General features: G+C 69.3%; 15 protein-coding genes. 14 read left to right on the top strand and 1 reads right to left on the bottom strand.

The window, feature by feature from the left end; all coding sequences use genetic code 11:
• Positions 1 to 14: 14 nt before the first annotated feature.
• Entirely contained in the window at positions 15 to 1,781 is a 1,767-nt protein-coding gene (gene msbA, locus C556_RS0111240) for a lipid A export permease/ATP-binding protein MsbA (protein ID WP_245559238.1), read from the top strand.
• Positions 1,782 to 1,991: 210 nt separating this feature from the next.
• Here the strand turns inward: msbA and C556_RS0111235 are convergent, their stop codons facing one another.
• A complete protein-coding gene (locus tag C556_RS0111235) occupies positions 1,992 to 2,771 on the bottom strand; it encodes a glycosyltransferase family 2 protein (protein ID WP_018748355.1) in 780 nt (259 codons plus the stop codon).
• Positions 2,772 to 3,064: 293 nt separating this feature from the next.
• Here C556_RS0111235 and C556_RS0111230 point away from each other — a divergent pair, with 293 nt between their 5' ends.
• The 13 genes from C556_RS0111230 (at position 3,065) to C556_RS0111170 (ending at position 17,620) form a co-directional block, all read left to right on the top strand.
• Positions 3,065 to 4,069, top strand: a complete 1,005-nt coding sequence (locus C556_RS0111230) for an NAD-dependent epimerase/dehydratase family protein (RefSeq protein ID WP_018748354.1) — start codon at positions 3,065 to 3,067, stop codon at positions 4,067 to 4,069.
• Positions 4,062 to 5,144 (top strand): putative lipopolysaccharide heptosyltransferase III, encoded by a 1,083-nt coding sequence (rfaQ, locus tag C556_RS0111225; protein WP_018748353.1) that lies wholly within the window; start codon positions 4,062 to 4,064, stop codon positions 5,142 to 5,144. The genes C556_RS0111230 and rfaQ overlap by 8 nt, the downstream gene beginning before the upstream one ends.
• Positions 5,141 to 6,274 carry a glycosyltransferase family 4 protein gene (locus C556_RS0111220; RefSeq protein ID WP_018748352.1) on the top strand — a complete coding sequence of 378 codons (1,134 nt, stop codon included), beginning with the start codon at positions 5,141 to 5,143 and terminating at the stop codon, positions 6,272 to 6,274. The genes rfaQ and C556_RS0111220 overlap by 4 nt, the downstream gene beginning before the upstream one ends.
• 2 nt (positions 6,275 to 6,276) lie before the next feature.
• On the top strand, positions 6,277 to 7,371 hold the full coding sequence (locus C556_RS0111215; RefSeq protein WP_018748351.1) for a glycosyltransferase: 1,095 nt from the start codon (positions 6,277 to 6,279) through the stop codon (positions 7,369 to 7,371).
• Positions 7,368 to 8,201 (top strand): polysaccharide deacetylase family protein, encoded by an 834-nt coding sequence (locus C556_RS0111210; RefSeq protein ID WP_018748350.1) that lies wholly within the window; start codon positions 7,368 to 7,370, stop codon positions 8,199 to 8,201. The genes C556_RS0111215 and C556_RS0111210 overlap by 4 nt, the downstream gene beginning before the upstream one ends.
• Before the next feature lie 372 nt (positions 8,202 to 8,573).
• Positions 8,574 to 9,710, top strand: a complete 1,137-nt coding sequence (locus C556_RS0111205; RefSeq protein WP_018748349.1) for a glycosyltransferase family 9 protein — start codon at positions 8,574 to 8,576, stop codon at positions 9,708 to 9,710.
• Positions 9,707 to 10,906 (top strand): glycosyltransferase, encoded by a 1,200-nt coding sequence (locus C556_RS0111200; RefSeq protein ID WP_018748348.1) that lies wholly within the window; start codon positions 9,707 to 9,709, stop codon positions 10,904 to 10,906. Before C556_RS0111205 ends, C556_RS0111200 begins: the two co-directional genes overlap by 4 nt.
• A complete protein-coding gene (locus tag C556_RS0111195; protein WP_018748347.1) occupies positions 10,903 to 12,012 on the top strand; it encodes a glycosyltransferase family 9 protein in 1,110 nt (369 codons plus the stop codon). Before C556_RS0111200 ends, C556_RS0111195 begins: the two co-directional genes overlap by 4 nt.
• Positions 12,009 to 13,382 (top strand): O-antigen ligase family protein, encoded by a 1,374-nt coding sequence (locus C556_RS0111190; RefSeq protein ID WP_018748346.1) that lies wholly within the window; start codon positions 12,009 to 12,011, stop codon positions 13,380 to 13,382. The genes C556_RS0111195 and C556_RS0111190 overlap by 4 nt, the downstream gene beginning before the upstream one ends.
• Positions 13,339 to 14,397, top strand: coding sequence for a glycosyltransferase family 9 protein (locus C556_RS0111185; RefSeq protein WP_018748345.1), 1,059 nt, complete (start codon positions 13,339 to 13,341; stop codon positions 14,395 to 14,397). The genes C556_RS0111190 and C556_RS0111185 overlap by 44 nt, the downstream gene beginning before the upstream one ends.
• A gap of 235 nt (positions 14,398 to 14,632) precedes the next feature.
• A complete protein-coding gene (gene metX / locus C556_RS0111180; RefSeq protein ID WP_018748344.1) occupies positions 14,633 to 15,772 on the top strand; it encodes a homoserine O-succinyltransferase MetX in 1,140 nt (379 codons plus the stop codon).
• Entirely contained in the window at positions 15,769 to 16,359 is a 591-nt protein-coding gene (metW, locus tag C556_RS0111175) for a methionine biosynthesis protein MetW (RefSeq protein WP_018748343.1), read from the top strand. The genes metX and metW overlap by 4 nt, the downstream gene beginning before the upstream one ends.
• Before the next feature lie 289 nt (positions 16,360 to 16,648).
• A complete protein-coding gene (locus C556_RS0111170; RefSeq protein ID WP_018748342.1) occupies positions 16,649 to 17,620 on the top strand; it encodes a Gfo/Idh/MocA family protein in 972 nt (323 codons plus the stop codon).
• The last annotated feature ends 37 nt before the right edge of the window (positions 17,621 to 17,657 follow it).

The raw sequence follows: 17,657 nt of genomic DNA, 5'->3' as shown, positions 1-17,657 counted from the left end.
CGGCGCCCGTTATAATGACCGCCTTCCTCCCAGCCGCTTCCGCCATGACCAATCGCCAGCTCTACATCCGCGTCCTGCAACACATCAAGCCGTACTGGGCCGTGGTGCTGTTCAACATGGTCTGCCTGGGGCTGGCGGCCGGGGTGGACGGCGCGATGTCGCTGCTGCTCAAGCCGCTGGTCGACCAGAACCTGAAGGCCGAAGCACTGACCACCACCGCGGCGTGGGTGATCCCGGCGCAGATCTTCGGCCTGGCCGTGCTGCGGATGGCGACCAACTTCGGCAACGAATACACCAGCAACTGGCTGACCACCCGCGTGGTGTGCGACCTGCGCGACCATATGTTCGCGCGCATGATCAACATGCCGGTGCGCTTCTTCGACCAGTCGTCGGTGGGCGTACTGCTGTCGCGCGTCACCAACGACGTGAACCAGATCATGCTGGCCGGCGCGCAGATCATGACCACCTTCATCCGCGACGCGCTGTCGGTGGTGATCTTCCTCGGCGTGATGCTGTACCACGACTGGCGGCTGACACTGCTGTGCGTGGTGCTGATCCCCGGCGTGGTCACCAGCATCCGGCTGGTCGGCAAACGCCAGCGCCGGCTGGCGCGCGAATCGCAGCAGAGCGTGGGCGAGATGACGCGCACGCTGGACGAGGCATTCTCCGGCCAGCGGGTGGTGAAGATCTTCGGCGGCGAAAGCTACGAGCGCAAACGCTTCGGCAAGGTGAACAATCGGCTGCGCCACGTGAACGTCAAGCAGACCGCCACCTCCAGCATGAATTCCAGCCTGATCATGCTGCTGATCGGCGCCACGCTGGCGGTGATCATCTATTTCGCCAGCCTGCGCGCGCAGGCCGGCGAGCTGACCGCAGGCGCCTTCGTCTCGTTCATCTCGGCGATGATGATGATGCAGGCACCGCTCAAGAGCATCACCAAGCTCAACGAGCAGCTGCACAAGGGCCTGGCCGCCGCCGAATCGGTGTTCGGCATCCTCGATCAGGACGTCGAGCGCGACCGTGGCACGCGAGCGCTGACGCGCGCCGAGGGCCGGCTCGACTTCGACCATGTGGTGTTCGCCTATGCCGGCGGCGAGCGCAACGCGCTCAACGACCTGACCTTCGCCATCGCCCCCGGCGAATCGGTGGCGCTGGTCGGCAAATCCGGCAGCGGCAAGACCACGCTGGCCAACCTGCTGCCGCGCTTCTACGACCTGGAGCACGGCGAGATCCGCCTGGACGGCGTGCCGCTGCACGACTATCGCCTGGCCGACCTGCGCCGCCAGTTCGCCCTGGTCAGCCAGGACGTAGTGCTGTTCAACGACAGCGTCACCGCCAACATCGCCTACGGCGACCCGGCGCCGGACCACGCCCGGGTGCGTGCCGCCGCCGAGGCCGCGTTCGCGCTGGAGTTCATCGAGACCATGCCGCAGGGCTTCGACACCGAGCTGGGCGAGAACGGCGTGCGCTTGTCCGGCGGCCAGCGCCAGCGCCTGGCGATCGCCCGTGCGCTGTACAAGGACGCGCCGATCCTGATCCTGGACGAAGCCACCAGCGCGCTCGACACCGAGTCGGAACGCAAGGTGCAGTCCGCGCTGGAAAACCTGATGAAATCGCGCACCACGGTGGTGATCGCGCACCGGCTGTCGACCATCGAAAACGTCGACCGCATCCTGGTGCTGCGCGAAGGCCGCGTCATCGAAAGCGGCCGCCACACCGACCTGCTGGCGCAAGGCGGCATCTACGCCCAGATGCACGCCGCGCAGTTCAGCGAGGGGTGACGCGCGGGTAAAGTCAAACCCAGATCTTGAAACACAGAGGGCACAGAGAACACGGAGTTTCACAGAGAAAACCGAAAGGCAGAGGGGAAGAAGAAAGGCGCTACGCGCGTCTTCTGCGTAGATGAAGCCACCGTGAATGACGCTGACTTGCTCTCTCTGTTTTCTCTGGTTTTCTCCGTGGCGCTCTGTGTTCTCTGTGCCCTCTGTGTTTCAAGATTTGGGGTTACGGGCTCCTCGCCCCTCCCGCTCCATCGCCGCCAGCTTCAAGAACCGGTAATACACCGTCTCCGCGTTGAACATCGCCACCTGGAAGCCGGCCGCGCCGTCGAGGAAGCCGCGTTTGATGAAGTAGGTGCGCACGAACGCCCACCCGCCGCGCAGGATGGCCTTGCCCAGCCCGCCGCGCTGGCCGCGCGCGAAGCGCTGGCGGGCGCCGGCGGTGGAGTAGGCGTCCAGCTTGCGCAGCACGTCGGCGTGATCCTCGTAGGAATAGTGCAGCAGCAGGCCGTCCAGCCGGCCGGCGCCGCCCTCGAACAGCAGCCGCTCGTGCACCAGGTCGTCCGAGAAGCGCGCCGCGCCACGGCGGAACAGGCGGGGAATCCAGTCGGGGAACCAGCCGGCATGGCGCATCCAGTGCCCGCAGAACGACGACAGCCGATTGAGCGCGTAGACCGCGTGCGCGGGGTTGGCCAGCACCGCGCGGATCGACGCCGCCAGCTCGGGTGTGACCACCTCGTCGGCGTCGATCAGCAGCAGCCAGTCGGTATCGAGCAGCGCCAGCGCGCGGTTCTTCTGCACCCCGAAGCCCGGCCAGTCCGGCGATACCTCGACCAACGCGCCATGGGCGCGGGCGATGGCGACGGTATCGTCGTCGCTGCCCGAATCCAGCACGACGATGCGGTCGGCGAACGCCAGCGCCGTCAGACACTCGGGCAGGCGCCGCGCGGCGTTCTTGGTGATCAGGGCGACGCCCAGGGTGGGAGAAGTCATGGAAGGGAGCGGGTCACGAAAAAGGGAAAATGCCTGGAGGGGAAGAGGGAAGAGGGAAGAGGGAAGGGCAAACCCTGCGCGGCATCCAGAGCCGCTAACAAAACCGTCCTGGCGGCGTCACGCGAACTTGCCGTACTACACGTACTGTCTGCGTTTCGCGCTTCTTGCCAGGACGGTTTTGTTAGCGGCTCTAAGCCCGGTTTTGCCCTTCCCCCTTCTCCCTTCCCTCTTCACCGCTCCTGCCTTGATATAATCCGCCATCCTTTCCGACGGCCACAAGCCTCAGGTCTCCCATGAAGATTCTGGTCACCGGTGCCGCCGGTTTCATCGGCATGCATCTTTCCGAGCGCCTGCTCGCGCTCGGTCACCAGGTCCACGGCCTCGACAGCCTCAACAGCTACTACGATCCCGCCCTCAAACACGCCCGCCTGGCGCGGCTGACGCCGCAGCCCGGCTTCAGCTTCGACACCCTGGACATCGCCGAGCCGCGCACCGTCGACGTGATCCGCGACGGCGGTTACGACGTGGTGGTGCACCTGGCGGCGCAGGCCGGGGTGCGTTATTCCATCGACGCCCCGCTGGCCTACAACGCCGCCAACCTCACCGGCTTTTCCCACGTGCTGGAAGGCTGTCGCCACGGCGGGGTCGGCCACCTGATCTTCGCCAGCTCGTCCAGCGTCTACGGCGGCAACCGCCGCCTGCCGTTCCGCGAGAGCGACAGCACCGAGCACCCGGTCAGCTTCTACGCCGCCACCAAGAAAGCCAACGAGGCGATGGCGCACAGCTACGCCCACCTCTACGGCCTGCCGGTCACCGGGCTGCGCTTCTTCACCGTGTACGGCCCGTGGGGCCGGCCCGACATGGCCTACTACAAGTTCGCGCAGAAGATCGTCGCCGGCGAGACCATCGACGTCTACAACCACGGCCGGATGCGGCGCGACTTCACCTACATCGACGACATCGTCGCCGGCATCGAGGCGCTGCTCACCCGTCCCGCCGCGCCCGATCCCGATTTCGACGTGATGCACCCGCGCAACGGCAGCAGTTGGGCGCCCTATCGCCTGTACAACATCGGCGGCAGCAACCCGGCCGAGCTGGGCGAATTCATCGCCACGCTGGAACGCCACCTCGGCCGCGATGCCGACAAGCGCCTGCTGCCGATGCAGGCGGGCGACGTGGAGGAGACCTACGCCGACACCTCGGCGCTGGAAGCCGCCACCGGCGTGGTGCCGCGCGTCGGCCTGGACCAGGGGCTGGGCCGCTTCGTCGCCTGGTTCAAGGAATACCACGGTGCCTGATCCGGGCATCCGCCGCGCCCTGGTGATCAAGTTGCGTCACCACGGCGACGTGCTGCTGACCGGGCCGGTGTTCAGCACCCTGGCCGCCGCCTGTCCCGGCATCGAAATCGATGCGCTGGTCTACCACGACACCCGCGAGATGCTGACGCTGCACCCGCACGTGGCGCAGGTGCACACCATCGGCCGCGACTGGCGCGGGCTGGGCTGGCTGGCGCAGGCCCGCGCCTATCTCGGCCTGTACCGCGCGCTGAAGGCGCGCGACTACGACCTGATCGTCCACCTGACCGACCACTGGCACGGCGCGCGCTTCACCCGCCTGCTCAAGCCGCGGCTGTCGGTGGCGCCGCAATCGCGCAAGCACGGCAAGCGCGCGCAGAAACTGTGGCAGCGCTCGTTCGACGCGCTGTATCCCGTGGTCGGCGGCAACCGCCGGCACACGGTGGAACTGCACCTGGATGCGCTGCGCCGCATCGGCATCCGCCCCACGGCGGATTCGACCGCGCTGCGCTTCGTGCCGGGCGAGGCCGCCGAGCGCGCCGTCGCCGACAAGCTGGCGCAGGCCGGCGTCAACGGGCGCTACCTGCTGGTCCACCCCACCTCGCGCTGGCTGTTCAAGGCGTGGCCGGTCGAGCGCATGGCGGCGCTGATCGACGCGCTGACCGCGCGCGGCGACCGCGTGGTGCTGTCGGCCGCGCCGTCGCCCAACGAGATGGAATGGATCGCCGACCTGAAAACCCGGCTGGCGCTGCCGGTGGCCGACCTGTCCGGCCAGTTGTCGCTCAAGGAACTGGGCGCCCTGATCGCCGGCGCGCGCGCGCTGGTCGGCGTCGACTCGGTGCCGATGCACCTGGCGGCGGCGGTGCAGACGCCGGTGGTTGCGCTGTTCGGCCCTTCGGGCGATATCGAATGGGGACCGTGGCAGGTGCCGCAACGGGTGGTCACCGCCCCCTACAGCTGCCGGCCCTGTGGCCAGAACGGCTGCGGCGGCTGCGGCATCAGCGACTGCCTGGTCGCCATCGCGCCCGAGCGCGTGCTGGCGGCCCTGGATGAATTGCTCGTGGAGACCGGACGGTGACGTCACCGATCAAGCTCGCCATCGTGCGGCAGAAGTACAACCCGCACGGCGGCGCCGAACGCTTCGTCAGCCGGGCGCTCGACGCCCTGGCGCAGCGCGGCGCGCTCGACGTGACGCTGCTGGCGCGGCAATGGAAGGACGGCGGCGCCGGCTGGCGCTGCGAAACCATCGACCCGCCGCACGTCGGCCGGCTGTCGCGCGACGCCGGATTCGCCCGCGCCGCGCAGCAGCGCTTCGGCGAATTCGACCTGGTGCAGAGCCACGAGCGCATCCCCGGCGCCGCCATCTTCCGCGCCGGCGACGGCGTGCACGCGGTGTGGCTGGAACAGCTGGCGCGCATCCAGGGCCCGGCCGCCCGGCTGACCCGCGCGCTCAGCCCCTACCATCGCTATATCTGCCGCGCCGAAGCCGACATGTTCCGCCATCCCGCATTGCGGCTGGTGATCTGCAACTCGCAGCTAGTGCGCGACCAGATCGCCCGGCGCTTCGACGTCGCGCCCGAACGGCTGGCGGTGATCTACAACGGCGTCGATACCGGCTCGTTCCACCCCGAACTCACGCGCTATCGCGAAGGCTGGCGCCGCGACCACCGCATTCCCGAAGACGCGCCGCTGCTGGCCTACGTCGGCTCCGGCTTCGAACGCAAGGGCGTGGCCGCCGCGCTGCGCGCCATCGCGCCCCATCCCGGCCTGCACCTGGCGATCGCCGGCGAGGACAAGCACGCGCCGCGCTACCAGCGGCTGGCACAGCGCCTGGGCGTGGCCGGACGGGTGCGCTTCCTGGGCGGCCTGCCCGACGTGAAGCCGCTGTACGGCGCTGCTGACGCGCTGATCCTGCCAACGCTGTACGACCCGTTCCCCAATGTGTGCGTCGAAGCGCTGGCCAGCGGCCTGCCGATCTTCACCTCGCCGCTGTGCGGCGCCGCCGAGTGGGTGCGCCCCGGCGAAAACGGCTGGGTGAACGACGCGCTGGACGATGCCGGCCTGCAACGCAGCCTGGGCGAATGGCTGGCGCGCCGCGCCGACTGGCCCGCGCTGCGCGCCGCCGCCCGCGCCACCGCCGAACCCTATACCCTGACCCGCATGGCCGGCGAGCTGGAATCGCTGTACGCCGCGCTGTTGGACGCCTGAACATGGACAGACAATCGTTGCGCATCCTGCACGCCGAATCCTCGCTGGGCTGGGGCGGTCAGGAGCATCGCACCTTCAAGGAAATGGTCGCCCTGCGCGAACGCGGCCACACGCTGGAGCTGGTATGCCAGCCTGGCGCCAAACTCGGCGAGCGGCTGGCCGCCGAAGGCTATGCCGTGCACCACGTGCGCATGCGCAATGGCGCCGACCTGGCCGCGGTGTGGCGCATGCGCCGGCTGCTGCGCCACGGCCGCTTCGACGTGCTCAACACCCACAGCGGGCGCGACAGCCTGCTGGCCGGGATGGCCGGGCGGCTGGCGGGCACCCCGCTGATCGTGCGCACCCGCCACCTGGCGCTGCCGCTCACCTCGCTCGCCACCTACACCTGGCTGCCGCATCGCGTGGTGTCGGTCAGCGAGCACGTAAGGCAATACCTGATCGGCGAAGGCGTGCCCGCCGCGCACGCCGCCACCATCTACACCGGCATCCAGGCGCAGGAGCCGGTGGCCTCCACCCTGCGCGCCGAGCTGAAACTGCCCGCCGACGCCATCGTGGTCGGCACCGTGGCCATCCTGCGCGCCAAGAAAGGCCACCGCGAACTGCTGGAAGCCGCCAAGCCGTTGCTGACCCGGCACCCGACGCTGCACCTGGTGTGGGCCGGCAACGGCCCGCAGTACGACAACCTGAGCGCGCTGCTCGCCAGCGAGGGGCTGACCGACCGGGTGCACCTGCTGGGCCTGCGCCGCGACGTGGCCAACGTGCTGGGCGGCTGCGACGTGTTCGCGCTCGCCACCCACCAGGAAGCGCTCGGCACCTCGTACATCGAAGCAATGGCGATGGGCCTGCCGGTGATCGGCACCCGGGTCGATGGCGTGCCCGAGGTGATCGAGGACGGTGTCAACGGCCTGTTGGTGCCGGCACAGGATGTTCCCGCACTGCGCGGCGCGCTGGAGACGCTGATCGCCGACCCCGCCCTACGCCAGCGTATGGGCGAAGCCGGCCGCGCCATCACCCGCACCCGCTTCGCCGTGGCGACCATGGCCGGCGAGATGGAGGCGTTCTACCTGAAGAGCCTGGCCGAACGGGGGCACGCATGAAAGCCGCGCGCGCCGTGCCGGTGCTGATGTACCACCATGTATCGCCCGCACCGGGGCTGGTCACCGTCAGCCCCGCCACCTTCGCCGAGCACATGGGCTGGCTGGCGCGCGCCGGCTACACCACGCTGAACACGCGGCAGTTCGCCGGTTTCCTGGCCGGCGAAGCGGTGCCCGACAAATCGGTGCTGGTCACCTTCGACGACGGCTACCTGGACAACTGGGTCTACGCCCACCCGGTGCTGGCGCGCCATGGCCAGCGCGCGGTGCTGTTCACCGTCAGCGGCTGGGTCGGCGACGGCCCGGCGCGCCCGCATGCCGGCAATGGTGATGGCGACAGCAGCCCACTGCCGGCCACGCCGGACCATCGCGCCTGCAAGGCCGCCATCGCCGAGGGCCGCGCCGACGAGGTGATCGTGCGCGCCAGCGAAGTGGCCGCCATGCGGGCCGCCGGCACCTTCGAATTCCATAGCCACACCCACAGCCACACCCGCTGGGACAAGCAGTGCGCCGACCCGGCCGAAAAGCGCGCGCGCCTCGCCGAGGACCTGGCCGCCAGCCGCGCCGACTTCGCCGCGCGTCTGGGCGGCGCCAGCGACCAGCTGTGCTGGCCGCAGGGCTATTTCGACGACGACTACCTCGCCGTCGCGCGCGAAGCGGGCTTCCGCCACCTGTACACCACCGTGCCCGGCGCCAACCTGCCGGGACAGGACCGCGAGCACATCCACCGACTGGTGGTGAAGGACAAGCCCGCGTCGTGGCTGGCCAGCCGGTTGTGGCTGTATCGCCGTCCCACTCTGGCGCGGCTTTACACCGCGTTGAAACGCCGGTGATGACTCAGCCATGCGCCTGAACCTGCGCCAGAACCTCGCCATCGCGCCTGGAAATCGGCCTGCATCGCTGCGGATCGGCGAGCCTCAAGCCCCCGGCCAAGCCGGGCGCGGCACTTTGGTGGTCCGCCAGCAACGGCGCTCCCTGATCGATTCCACTCCCCCCGCCCTCGCCGCGCGCGCCTGCAAGGATGAGCGATCATGGGCGGGGCGCGCTCTGGAACGAGCCCCCGGCCAAGCCGGGCGCAACACTTTGGTGGTCCGCCAGCAACGGCGCTCCCTGGTCGATTCCACTCCCCCCGCCCTCGCCGCCGCGAGGGAGCCTCGCTTTGCTCATGGGGCCAATCCGGGCGGCGTGGCCCGAGGTTGTCCACCATGCGCCTGAACCTGCGCCAGAACCTCGCCATCGCACTGGCGCGCTGGCAGGTGCGTCGCCAGCCGCGGCCCGATCCGGCCGAGCTGGGCACGCCGCGCGTGGGGCGCATCCTGGCGGTGTCCTGTACCGCCATCGGCGACGCGCTGATGAGCACGCCGGCGCTGCGCAGCCTGCGCCTGGGCTACCCGCAGGCGCGTATCGAGCTGCTGGTGCATCCGGCCTACGCGCCGCTGTTCCGCACCAACCCGGACATCAACGGCATCCGGCTCTACGACAACCGCTGGCAGGGGTTCTGGCGCACCGTGCGCGAATTGCGGCGCCAGCGTTACGACCTGGTCGCCATCCTGCACGGCAACGAGCCGCAGGCCACGCCGCTGGCCGCGCTGAGCGGCGCGCGCTGGCGCTTCAAGCTGCCCAACGCCTTCGCCCACCGCGACCTGCTGAGCAACGCCGAGCCGGTGCGCACCTGGGACGATTTCACCCACGGCATCGACCAGCGGCTGGCGGTGGCGACGCTGGCGGGCGGTGCGCCGACCGAACGCGCGATGACGCTGATCGTCGACGCCGAGACCCAGGAAGCGCTGGACGCCGCGCTGGCGGGCGACTTCGGCATCGCGCCGGGAACGCCGCTGCTGGCGTTCCAGCCCGGCGCCTCCACCGCCAGCCGCCGCTGGCGCCCGGAACGCTACGCCGAGTTGGGCCGCCGCCTGCTGGCGCACGACCCCGCGCTCAAGATCGTGGTCACCGGCTCGCCGGCCGAACTGCCGCTGGTGGACGCCGTGGCCCAGGGCATCGGCGATCCGGCGCGGGTGATCGTCACCGCCGGCAGGCTGCCGCTGGCGCAACTGCCGGCACTGCTGCGGCGCTGCCGCGCGCTGGTCACGCCCGACACCGGCATCATGCACATGGCGATCGCCGTCGGCACGCCCACGGTCAGCCTGTTCGCCGCCGCGCACTGGGAGCGCTCCGGCCCGACCGTGGCCCTACATCGCCACATCGTGATCCAGAAGTGGCGCACCTGCGATCCGTGCCTGGGCAAGCGCTGCCCCTACGCCGCGCCGCTGTGCATGGACAACATCGGCGTGGACGAGGTGTACGACGCCTGCCTGCGCCACCTGGAAGCCCCCGCATCATGACCGCTCGCAAGATCCTGCTGCTCGACACCGGCAACGAATGGGGAGGCGGCACCAACAGCATGTTCGAGCTGCTCAAGCGCATCGACCGCGAGCGCTTCGCCGTCACCTGCCTGTTCTATCACGACTACCCGCGCGGCGATTCCAGCCTGTCGCACGATCTGGCCGCGCTCGGCATCCCGCTGCGCCTGTTGCCGCAACGGCGCCAGCCGCTGTGGGCCAAGCTCGCCAAGGAGTTGCTGCGCGGCGTGCTGACGCCGTGGCCGGCGCGGCGCGCCCGCGCGGTGCGCGCCGTGGACGCCGCCTGGCGCATCCGCCCCAACGCCGCGCGCATCGCCGCGCAACTGCGCGACGGCGAATTCGACCTGCTGTACATGAACAACCAGCCGCTCTCCAACATCGAGGGCTACCTGGCGGCCGAAGCCACCGGCGTGCCGACGGTGCAGCACTGCCGCATCGAGCCGGTGCTGGACGCGCCGACGGTGGCGTTGGTCAACCGGCTGGCGAAGAAGGTGATCGGTGTCTCCCACGGCGTGGTCGCCACGCTGACCGCGCAGGGCGTCGATGCCGCGCGCTGCGTGGCGGTGCTCAACGGCATCGACCCGACCCAGGCGTTGCCCGACGGCGCCCCGGTCCGCGCCCGGCTGGGCATTCCCGACGACGCGCTGGTGTTCGGCACGGTCGGCTCGCTGATCGCGCGCAAGAGCAACCACCACGTGCTGGACGCGCTGGCGCGGGCGCAGTTGCCCGGCGACTGGCGGCTGCTGCTGGTCGGCGAGGGCCGCGAGCGCGAAGCGTTGCAACAGCAGGCCGCGCAGCTGGGCCTGGCCGACAAGGTGATCTTCGCCGGCTTCCAGCGCGAACCGCTGCCGTGGGTGGCCGCGATGGACGTATGCATCCTGGCCTCGTCCAGCGAGGGCCTGCCGCGCGTGGTGCTGGAAGCGATGCTGCTGGGCAAGCCGGTGATCGGCTCGGCGGTGGTCGGCACCCGCGAGCTGGTGGTGGATGGCGACACCGGCCTGCTCTACCCCTACGGCGACATCGCCGCGCTGAGCGAACGCCTGTCACAGCTGGCTCACGATCCGGCGCTGCGCCGCGACCTGGGCGAACGCGGCCGGGTGCGGGTGTGCGACCACTACACGGTGCAGCGCTATGTGCGCGACGTGGAAGCGGTGCTGGCCGAGGCCGCGCGGCCATGATGCTCTGGCTGGTCACCTGGCTGTGCCGGCCGCTGCTGTGGCTGGCGCAACGGCGCGAGCCCGCCGCGCCGCGCCGCATCCTGCTGGTGCAGACCGCCAAGATCGGCGACATGATCTGCACGCTGCCGGTGATCGACGCGCTGGCGCGACGCTTTCCCGACGCCGCGCTCACCGTGATGCACCACCCGGTGAATCGCGCGCTGCTCAAGCACGACCCGCGCGTCACCGCGCGCTGGGAGGCCGATTCGTCGGCCTGGCGCGGTCTGGGCGCCAAGCTGCGGCTGGCGCGCCGGCTGCGCGCCGCGCGCTACGACTGGATCGTGATCGCCAGCCCTAACCTGCCGTGGCTGCTGCTGCCGTTGTGGGCGGGCATTCCGCGCCGCATCGCCGTCACCGCCAACCACGGTCGCTCGGTGCAGCGCGCCGAGCCGCTGCTGACCGACGCGCTGCGCCACCAGGGCGAGCGTTTGATCGTCGACGAGTGGGCCGAGCTGCTGGCGCGGCTGGACGTGCCGGTCGCCCGCGACAAACCGCTGTACGCCGCCCCCGATGCCGACGCCGCGGTCGACGCGCTGGGCCTGCCGGCGGGATCGCTGATCGGCATCGGCGTCTCCGCCGCCAACAAGCTCAAGGAGCTGGGCGAGGACAAGGTGGCGGCGCTGGTCGGCGAGCTGCTGGCCCGCAGCGACGCCCACGTATTGCTGGTGGGCGGCCCGGACGACCGCGCGCTGGCCGCGCGCATCCTGGGCCGGCAACCATCACCGCGAGTGATCGACACCACCGGCCGGCTGGCGCTGGACCGGCTGCCGGTGCTGCTGGCCCGGCTGGCCGCCTACGTCAGCGTCGACTCCGGCATCATTTACCTCGCGGACGCGCTCGGCGTGCCGGTAGTCTCCGTGGTCGGCCCCACCGACCCGCGCGAACAACGCCCGCTCGACCCCCGCAGCCGCTTCATCGTCGAACGCCTGCCCTGCTACCCGTGCAGCACCGTGTTCCGCACCGCCAGCACCTGCCGGGTGGGCACGCGCGCCTGCATCGGCAACGTCACGGCGACGCGGATCGCCGATGAAGTGATCACCTTGCTTCACCAGAACCGAACGCCATGAAACTTGTACCAACCCGCCTGCTCGCGACCGACCTGTGCTTCGTGACGCTGTTCAGCATCCTGTCGATCCCCGGCACCATCGCCCTGCGCTACTGGCTGATGGCGCTGCTGCTGGGCCTGCTGCTGTCGCAGCCGCCGCTGCGCAACGCGCTCGGCAGATTGCTGCGCGACACGCCGGTACCGCGCCTGCTGGGGCTGCTCAGCGCCTGGCTGCTGATCCAGTTGCTGTTCACGCCCTACCTCCTGGAAGTGCTGCGGGAGCTGAAAAGCCAATGGCTGATGGCGATGATCGCCTTCGTGCTGGGCGCCGGCGTGGCCTTGCTGCGGCCCAGTGCGCGCTCGGTCTTCAACCTGGTGTTCGCCGCGCTGGCGCTGACGCTGGTGGTGCTGCACGCCGACTACTTGTGGCAGATCGCCCGGCACCGCGAATGGCCCGACCTGATCGGCACCACCTATCCCCGTTTCAGCAACGACACCTATCTGACCAGCCGCATCATGACCAGCAAGGTGCAGGTGGCGTTCTTCGCCATCCTGGCCTTCACCATCACCCTGGCCGAACTGCTGGCGCGCGCGCTGCGCTACCGCCGCACCCTGGGCGCCCCCACCGTGGCCGTGGCGGCGGTATGGCTGCTGTCGATCTCGGCCAATCTGCTGGCCGGGGCGCGCAACGGCCTGCTGGGCGAAACGCTGACGCTGCTGGCGGCCTCGGTGCTGGTGCTGATCTTCGCCCGGCATATCGCGCTGGCATGGCGCCTGCTGCTGGCGCTGGTGATGGTGGGCACCATCGCGGGCGGCGCCACCATGCTGGACCAGCAAGATCCACGCTGGGATCGGGCGGTGGAAAGCGTGCATTACGGGATGCAGCCGGAGCGCTACACCGCCTGGACCAACCAGAACGAGATTCCCTACCCCAAGCTGGCCGACGGCAGCAATATCGAAGTGTCGGCCTTCGAGCGCACCGCCTTCATCTTCGCCGGCCTGCAATTCTCGCTGGAACATCCGCTCGGCATCGGTTACACCCGCCAGGCATTCATGCACCTGGTCGGCGAGCGCTACGGCGGCCGGCCGCGCCATGCGCACAGCGGCTTCGTCGAATACCTGGTCGCCACCGGGTGGCCCGGGCTGCTGCTGTGGTACGCCATGCTGCTTGCGACCATCGTCGCCGCCTGTCGCTGGCTGAACCGCCATTTCGACGCCATCGGCCTGATCGGCGTATTGCTGCCGCTCGGTTTCGGCGGACGGATGATCACCGAGAACATCACCCGCGACCACATGCTGCTGCTGTTCATGCTGTCGCTCGGCCTCGTCTATGCCTGTCTCAAAGCCCATGACCCCGACACCGCGCCGCATCCTCATCATCCGCCGCGATAACATCGGCGACCTGGTCTGCACCACGCCGCTGATCGCGGCGCTGCGCCAGCGCTTTCCGCAGGCCGCGATCGATTTCCTGGTCAACAGCTACAACGCGCCAGTGGTCGAAGGCCATCCGCAGGTGGACCGGGTGTTCGTCTACACCAAGGCCAAGCATGCCGGCGGCGCGCGCGCGCGGCTGGGCGCGTACCTGGACCGGCTGGGGCTGGCCTGGGCGTTGCGCCGGCGCGGCTACGACTGGGCGATCCTGGCCGGACGCACGGGGGTGGCGCGGATGTTGCGCACCGCGCGCCTGGCCGGCGCGGCGAACATCGTCGGCTTCGCCCGGCCCGGCGAGTTGCGCGGCCTGACCCATCCGATCGCCCTGCCCGGACAGCCGGAGCACGAGGCGGCCGCCACGCTGCGGTTGCTGGCGCCGCTCGGCATCGCCGGGGTGGCGCCGCCGCTGTCGCTGGCGCCGCGCCCGGCCGAGCGCGAGGCATTCGCCCGGCAACTGGCGCAATGTCCCGGCTATCGTCCCGGCATGCCGGTGGTGGCATTTCACGTCAGCGCGCGCAAACCCAGCCAGCGCTGGCCGGCCGAGCGCGTGGCGGCAATGATGCGTGCGCTGCACCAGCACGAAGGCTGCGCGCTGCTGCTGTTCTGGTCGCCCGGCGCGCCGGACCACCCGCAACATCCGGGCGACGACGACAAGGCCGCCGCCATCGTCGCCGCCTGCGCCGACCTGCCGCTGCTGCCGTGCCCCACCGAACGGCTGGAGCAATTGATCGGCGGGCTGGCACTGGCCGACCGGGTGGTGTGCAGCGACGGCGGCGCCATGCATCTGGCCGCCGGCCTGGGCAAGCCCATCCTGTGCTTCTTCGGCCAGAGCGACGCCCGCGTCTGGCACCCGTGGCAGGTGCCGCACGTGGTGCTGCAACCACCCAGCCACGACGTCGGCGACGTGGACGTGGCAATGGCGCTGGAGGGCTGGGAACGGCTGCAAGGGCAAGGCAAGTCAAATTCCACATCTTGAAACACAGAGAACACAGAGGGTCACGGAGAAAACCGGAAGGCCGAGTCGATACGGACACTGCATTGGGCGCGGACGCGGTCCTTACCTGTTTTTCCTCTGTGGAACTCCGTGTTCTCTGTGCTCTCTGTGTTTCAAGATTTGGAATTCAACCCCGCCTACTTATGTACCCCCCCGGGTTCATAAGCGTCGCCAGAGTCGCTAGACTTCCGTCTTTGCCCCCGAGAAAGCCCCGGTCATGCCCGAACCCCGCTCCGTCGGGCTCGTCAGCGCCCAGAAGGCGGTGTTCGAGACCCCCATCACGTTGACCTCCGGTGTCACGCTGCCGCGCTACGAGCTGGTCTACGAGACCTACGGCACGCTCAATGCCGACCATTCCAACGCCATCCTGATCTGCCATGCGCTGTCCGGCCATCATCACGTGGCGGGCCGCTACAGCGAGGACGACAAGAACGCCGGCTGGTGGGACAACATGATCGGGCCGGGCAAGCCCATCGATACCGAGCGCTTTTTCGTCATCGGCGTGAACAACCTGGGCGGCTGTCATGGCTCGACCGGGCCTTCGAGCATCGATCCCGCCACCGGCAAGCCCTATGGCTCGACCTTTCCGCTGGTGCTGGTGCGCGACTGGGTGGAAACCCAGGCGCGGCTGGCCGACCAGCTGGGCATCCGTCAGTTCGCCGCCATCGTCGGCGGCAGCCTGGGCGGGATGCAGGCGCTGCGCTGGACCATCACCCACCCGGACCGGGTGCGCCACGCGCTGGTGATCGCGGCGGCGCCCAAGCTCACCGCGCAGAACATCGCCTTCAACGACGTGGCGCGGCAGGCGATCCTGACCGACCCCGACTTCCACGGCGGCGACTACTACCAGCACGACACCGTGCCGCGCCGCGGCCTGCGGCTGGCGCGCATGCTGGGCCACATCACCTATCTGTCCGACGACGGCATGGGCGAGAAATTCGGCCGTATGCTGCGTAGCGGCGAATACAAGTACGGCTTCGACGTCGAATTCGAAATCGAGTCGTACCTGCGCTACCAGGGCGACAAGTTCTCCGATTATTTCGACGCCAACACCTACCTGCTGATGACCAAGGCGCTGGATTACTTCGACCCGGCGCGCCATTACGGCGGCGATCTGGTGAAGGCGCTGGCCGAGGTGCAGGCGCGCTTCCTGGTGGTGTCGTTCAACTCGGACTGGCGCTTCTCGCCGGCGCGCTCGCGCGAGATCGTCAAGGCGCTGCTCGACGCGCGCAAACACGTGAGCTACGCCGAGATCGACTCCAAGCACGGCCACGACGCCTTCCTGATGGAAGACCCGCCCTACCACGCCATCATGCGCGCCTATCTCGACAACATCGCCCAGGAGATCGCCGCATGACCGCGCCGCTTCGTTCCGACCTGCGCCACATCGCCGACTGGATCACCCCTGCCAGCAGCGTGCTCGACCTGGGCTGCGGCGACGGCTCGCTGCTGGCGTGGCTGGCGGCCAACAAGCAATGCCGCGGCTACGGCGTGGAAATCGACGTGGACAGCGTCACCGCCTGCGTGGCGCGCGGGGTGGACGTGATCCAGAGCGATATGGAGGCCGGGTTGTCCACCTTCGAGGACAACGCGTTCGACTTCGTGGTGCTGTCGCTGACCATCCAGGCGATGCACAACGTCGAGGGCATCCTCCAGGAAATGCTGCGCGTCGGTCGCACCGGCATCGTCACCTTCCCCAACTTCGGCTACTGGGAAAACCGCTGGCAACTGCTGCTGGGGCGAATGCCGGTGTCCGAGACCATCCCCTACGAGTGGTACAACACCCCCAACATCCACCTGTGCACGGTGTACGACTTCGAACGGCTGCTGAAGAAGCTGGGCATGTGGCCCACCGGCCAGGTGGTGCTGCACCTGGGCGAAAAGGTGGACTTCCTGCCCAACCTGCTGGGCTCGCTGGCGCTGGTGCGGTTCGAGCGGGCTTGAGTGCTGGGGGAACCCTAGATCTTGAACCACAGAGGACAGTGAGAACACAGAGTTTCACAGAGGAAAACGAGATCGGCGGCCGCAGCGTCCTTCATCGACATGGACGTTCGCAACGATCCATTCTTCAGGCTTTCTCCGTGACCCCCTCTGTGTTCTTCGTGTTCTCTGTGGTTCAAGATTTGGGGTTCAAAACCCCGTAATCTCCCACCCCCCCATCGGGTAAGCGCCTGATGGCGACGGCCACGGCGCGCCGCCACAATGGCCGTCCCCCCTTCCGCAGGATACGGCCATGCACCCCATCCGCTTCGGCATCATCGGCACCGGCGGCATCGCCCGTCGCTTTGCGCAAGGGCTGGATTGCGTGCCGGGCGCGACGCTGGCCGCGGTGTGGAATCGCGGCGCGGAGCGGGCCGCCGCCTTTGCGGGCGAGTTCGGCGCCCAGGCCTGCGCCACGCTGGACGATCTGCTGGCGCAGCCGCTCGACGCCATCTACGTCGGCACGCCGCACACCAGCCACGCGCCCTACGCCATCGCCGCGCTGGAAGCGGGCAAGGCAGTGCTGACCGAGAAGCCCGCCGCCGTGTCCGCATCCGAATTGGACAGCGTACTGGCCGTGGCGCAACGCTGTGGCCGGCTGTACATGGAGGCGATGAAGCCGCCGTTCTATCCCTTGTTCGACAAGCTGGCGGCCCACCTGCGTCACGACCCCATCGGCCCGGTCACGCTGGTGCGCGCCGGCTTCGCCAGCCCCAACGTGCCCACCGACCACGCGGTCTACGACCCCGCGCTGGGCGGCGGCGGCCTGCTGGACGTCGGCATCTACGCCGCGTTCCTTGCGGTGCACTGGCTGGGCGCGGCGGTCGAGGTGCAGACGCTGGGCCGGCTGGGCGCCAGCGGTGTCGACACCCTGGCCGCGCTCAATACCCGTCACGAACGCGGCTACGCGCAGCTCTATTGCGGTCTCGGCCTGTCCGGCAGCGGCGACGCGCTGCTCTGCGGCCCGGACGGCCACGTGGTGATCGACGAAAAGTGGTGGAGCCCGCAGCGCGCCACCCTGCACTACCGCGACGGCCGCCGGGTGGAGATCGACGCCCCCAGCGTCGGCAGCGGCCTCAACTACGAAACCGCGCACTTCTGCGAGCTGCTGCGCACCGGGCAACTGGAAAGCCCGGTGCTGTCGCACGCCACCAGCCGCGCCATGATCGACATCCTCGACCGCGCCCGCGCGCAGCTGGGGCTGGTGTATCCCTTCGAGGGGTGAGAACGGGGAAGGGGGAAGGGGAAAGGGGGAAGGGGGA

Source organism: Chitiniphilus shinanonensis DSM 23277 (genome assembly GCF_000374805.1).
Lineage (GTDB): Bacteria > Pseudomonadota > Gammaproteobacteria > Burkholderiales > Chitinibacteraceae > Chitiniphilus > Chitiniphilus shinanonensis.
This window is presented reverse-complemented; position numbering and strand designations above follow the sequence as displayed.

Coding starts and splice junctions, on each gene's coding strand:
- C556_RS0111170 (WP_018748342.1), top strand. CDS start 16,649: ATGCACCCCATCCGCTTCGGCATCATCGGCACCGGCGGCATCGCCCGT.
- C556_RS0111190 (WP_018748346.1), top strand. CDS start 12,009: ATGAAACTTGTACCAACCCGCCTGCTCGCGACCGACCTGTGCTTCGTG.
- C556_RS0111185 (WP_018748345.1), top strand. CDS start 13,339: ATGACCCCGACACCGCGCCGCATCCTCATCATCCGCCGCGATAACATC.
- metX (WP_018748344.1), top strand. CDS start 14,633: ATGCCCGAACCCCGCTCCGTCGGGCTCGTCAGCGCCCAGAAGGCGGTG.
- metW (WP_018748343.1), top strand. CDS start 15,769: ATGACCGCGCCGCTTCGTTCCGACCTGCGCCACATCGCCGACTGGATC.
- C556_RS0111215 (WP_018748351.1), top strand. CDS start 6,277: ATGGACAGACAATCGTTGCGCATCCTGCACGCCGAATCCTCGCTGGGC.
- C556_RS0111235 (WP_018748355.1), bottom strand. CDS start 2,771: ATGACTTCTCCCACCCTGGGCGTCGCCCTGATCACCAAGAACGCCGCG.
- C556_RS0111210 (WP_018748350.1), top strand. CDS start 7,368: ATGAAAGCCGCGCGCGCCGTGCCGGTGCTGATGTACCACCATGTATCG.
- C556_RS0111230 (WP_018748354.1), top strand. CDS start 3,065: ATGAAGATTCTGGTCACCGGTGCCGCCGGTTTCATCGGCATGCATCTT.
- C556_RS0111205 (WP_018748349.1), top strand. CDS start 8,574: ATGCGCCTGAACCTGCGCCAGAACCTCGCCATCGCACTGGCGCGCTGG.
- C556_RS0111195 (WP_018748347.1), top strand. CDS start 10,903: ATGATGCTCTGGCTGGTCACCTGGCTGTGCCGGCCGCTGCTGTGGCTG.
- msbA (WP_245559238.1), top strand. CDS start 15: ATGACCGCCTTCCTCCCAGCCGCTTCCGCCATGACCAATCGCCAGCTC.
- C556_RS0111200 (WP_018748348.1), top strand. CDS start 9,707: ATGACCGCTCGCAAGATCCTGCTGCTCGACACCGGCAACGAATGGGGA.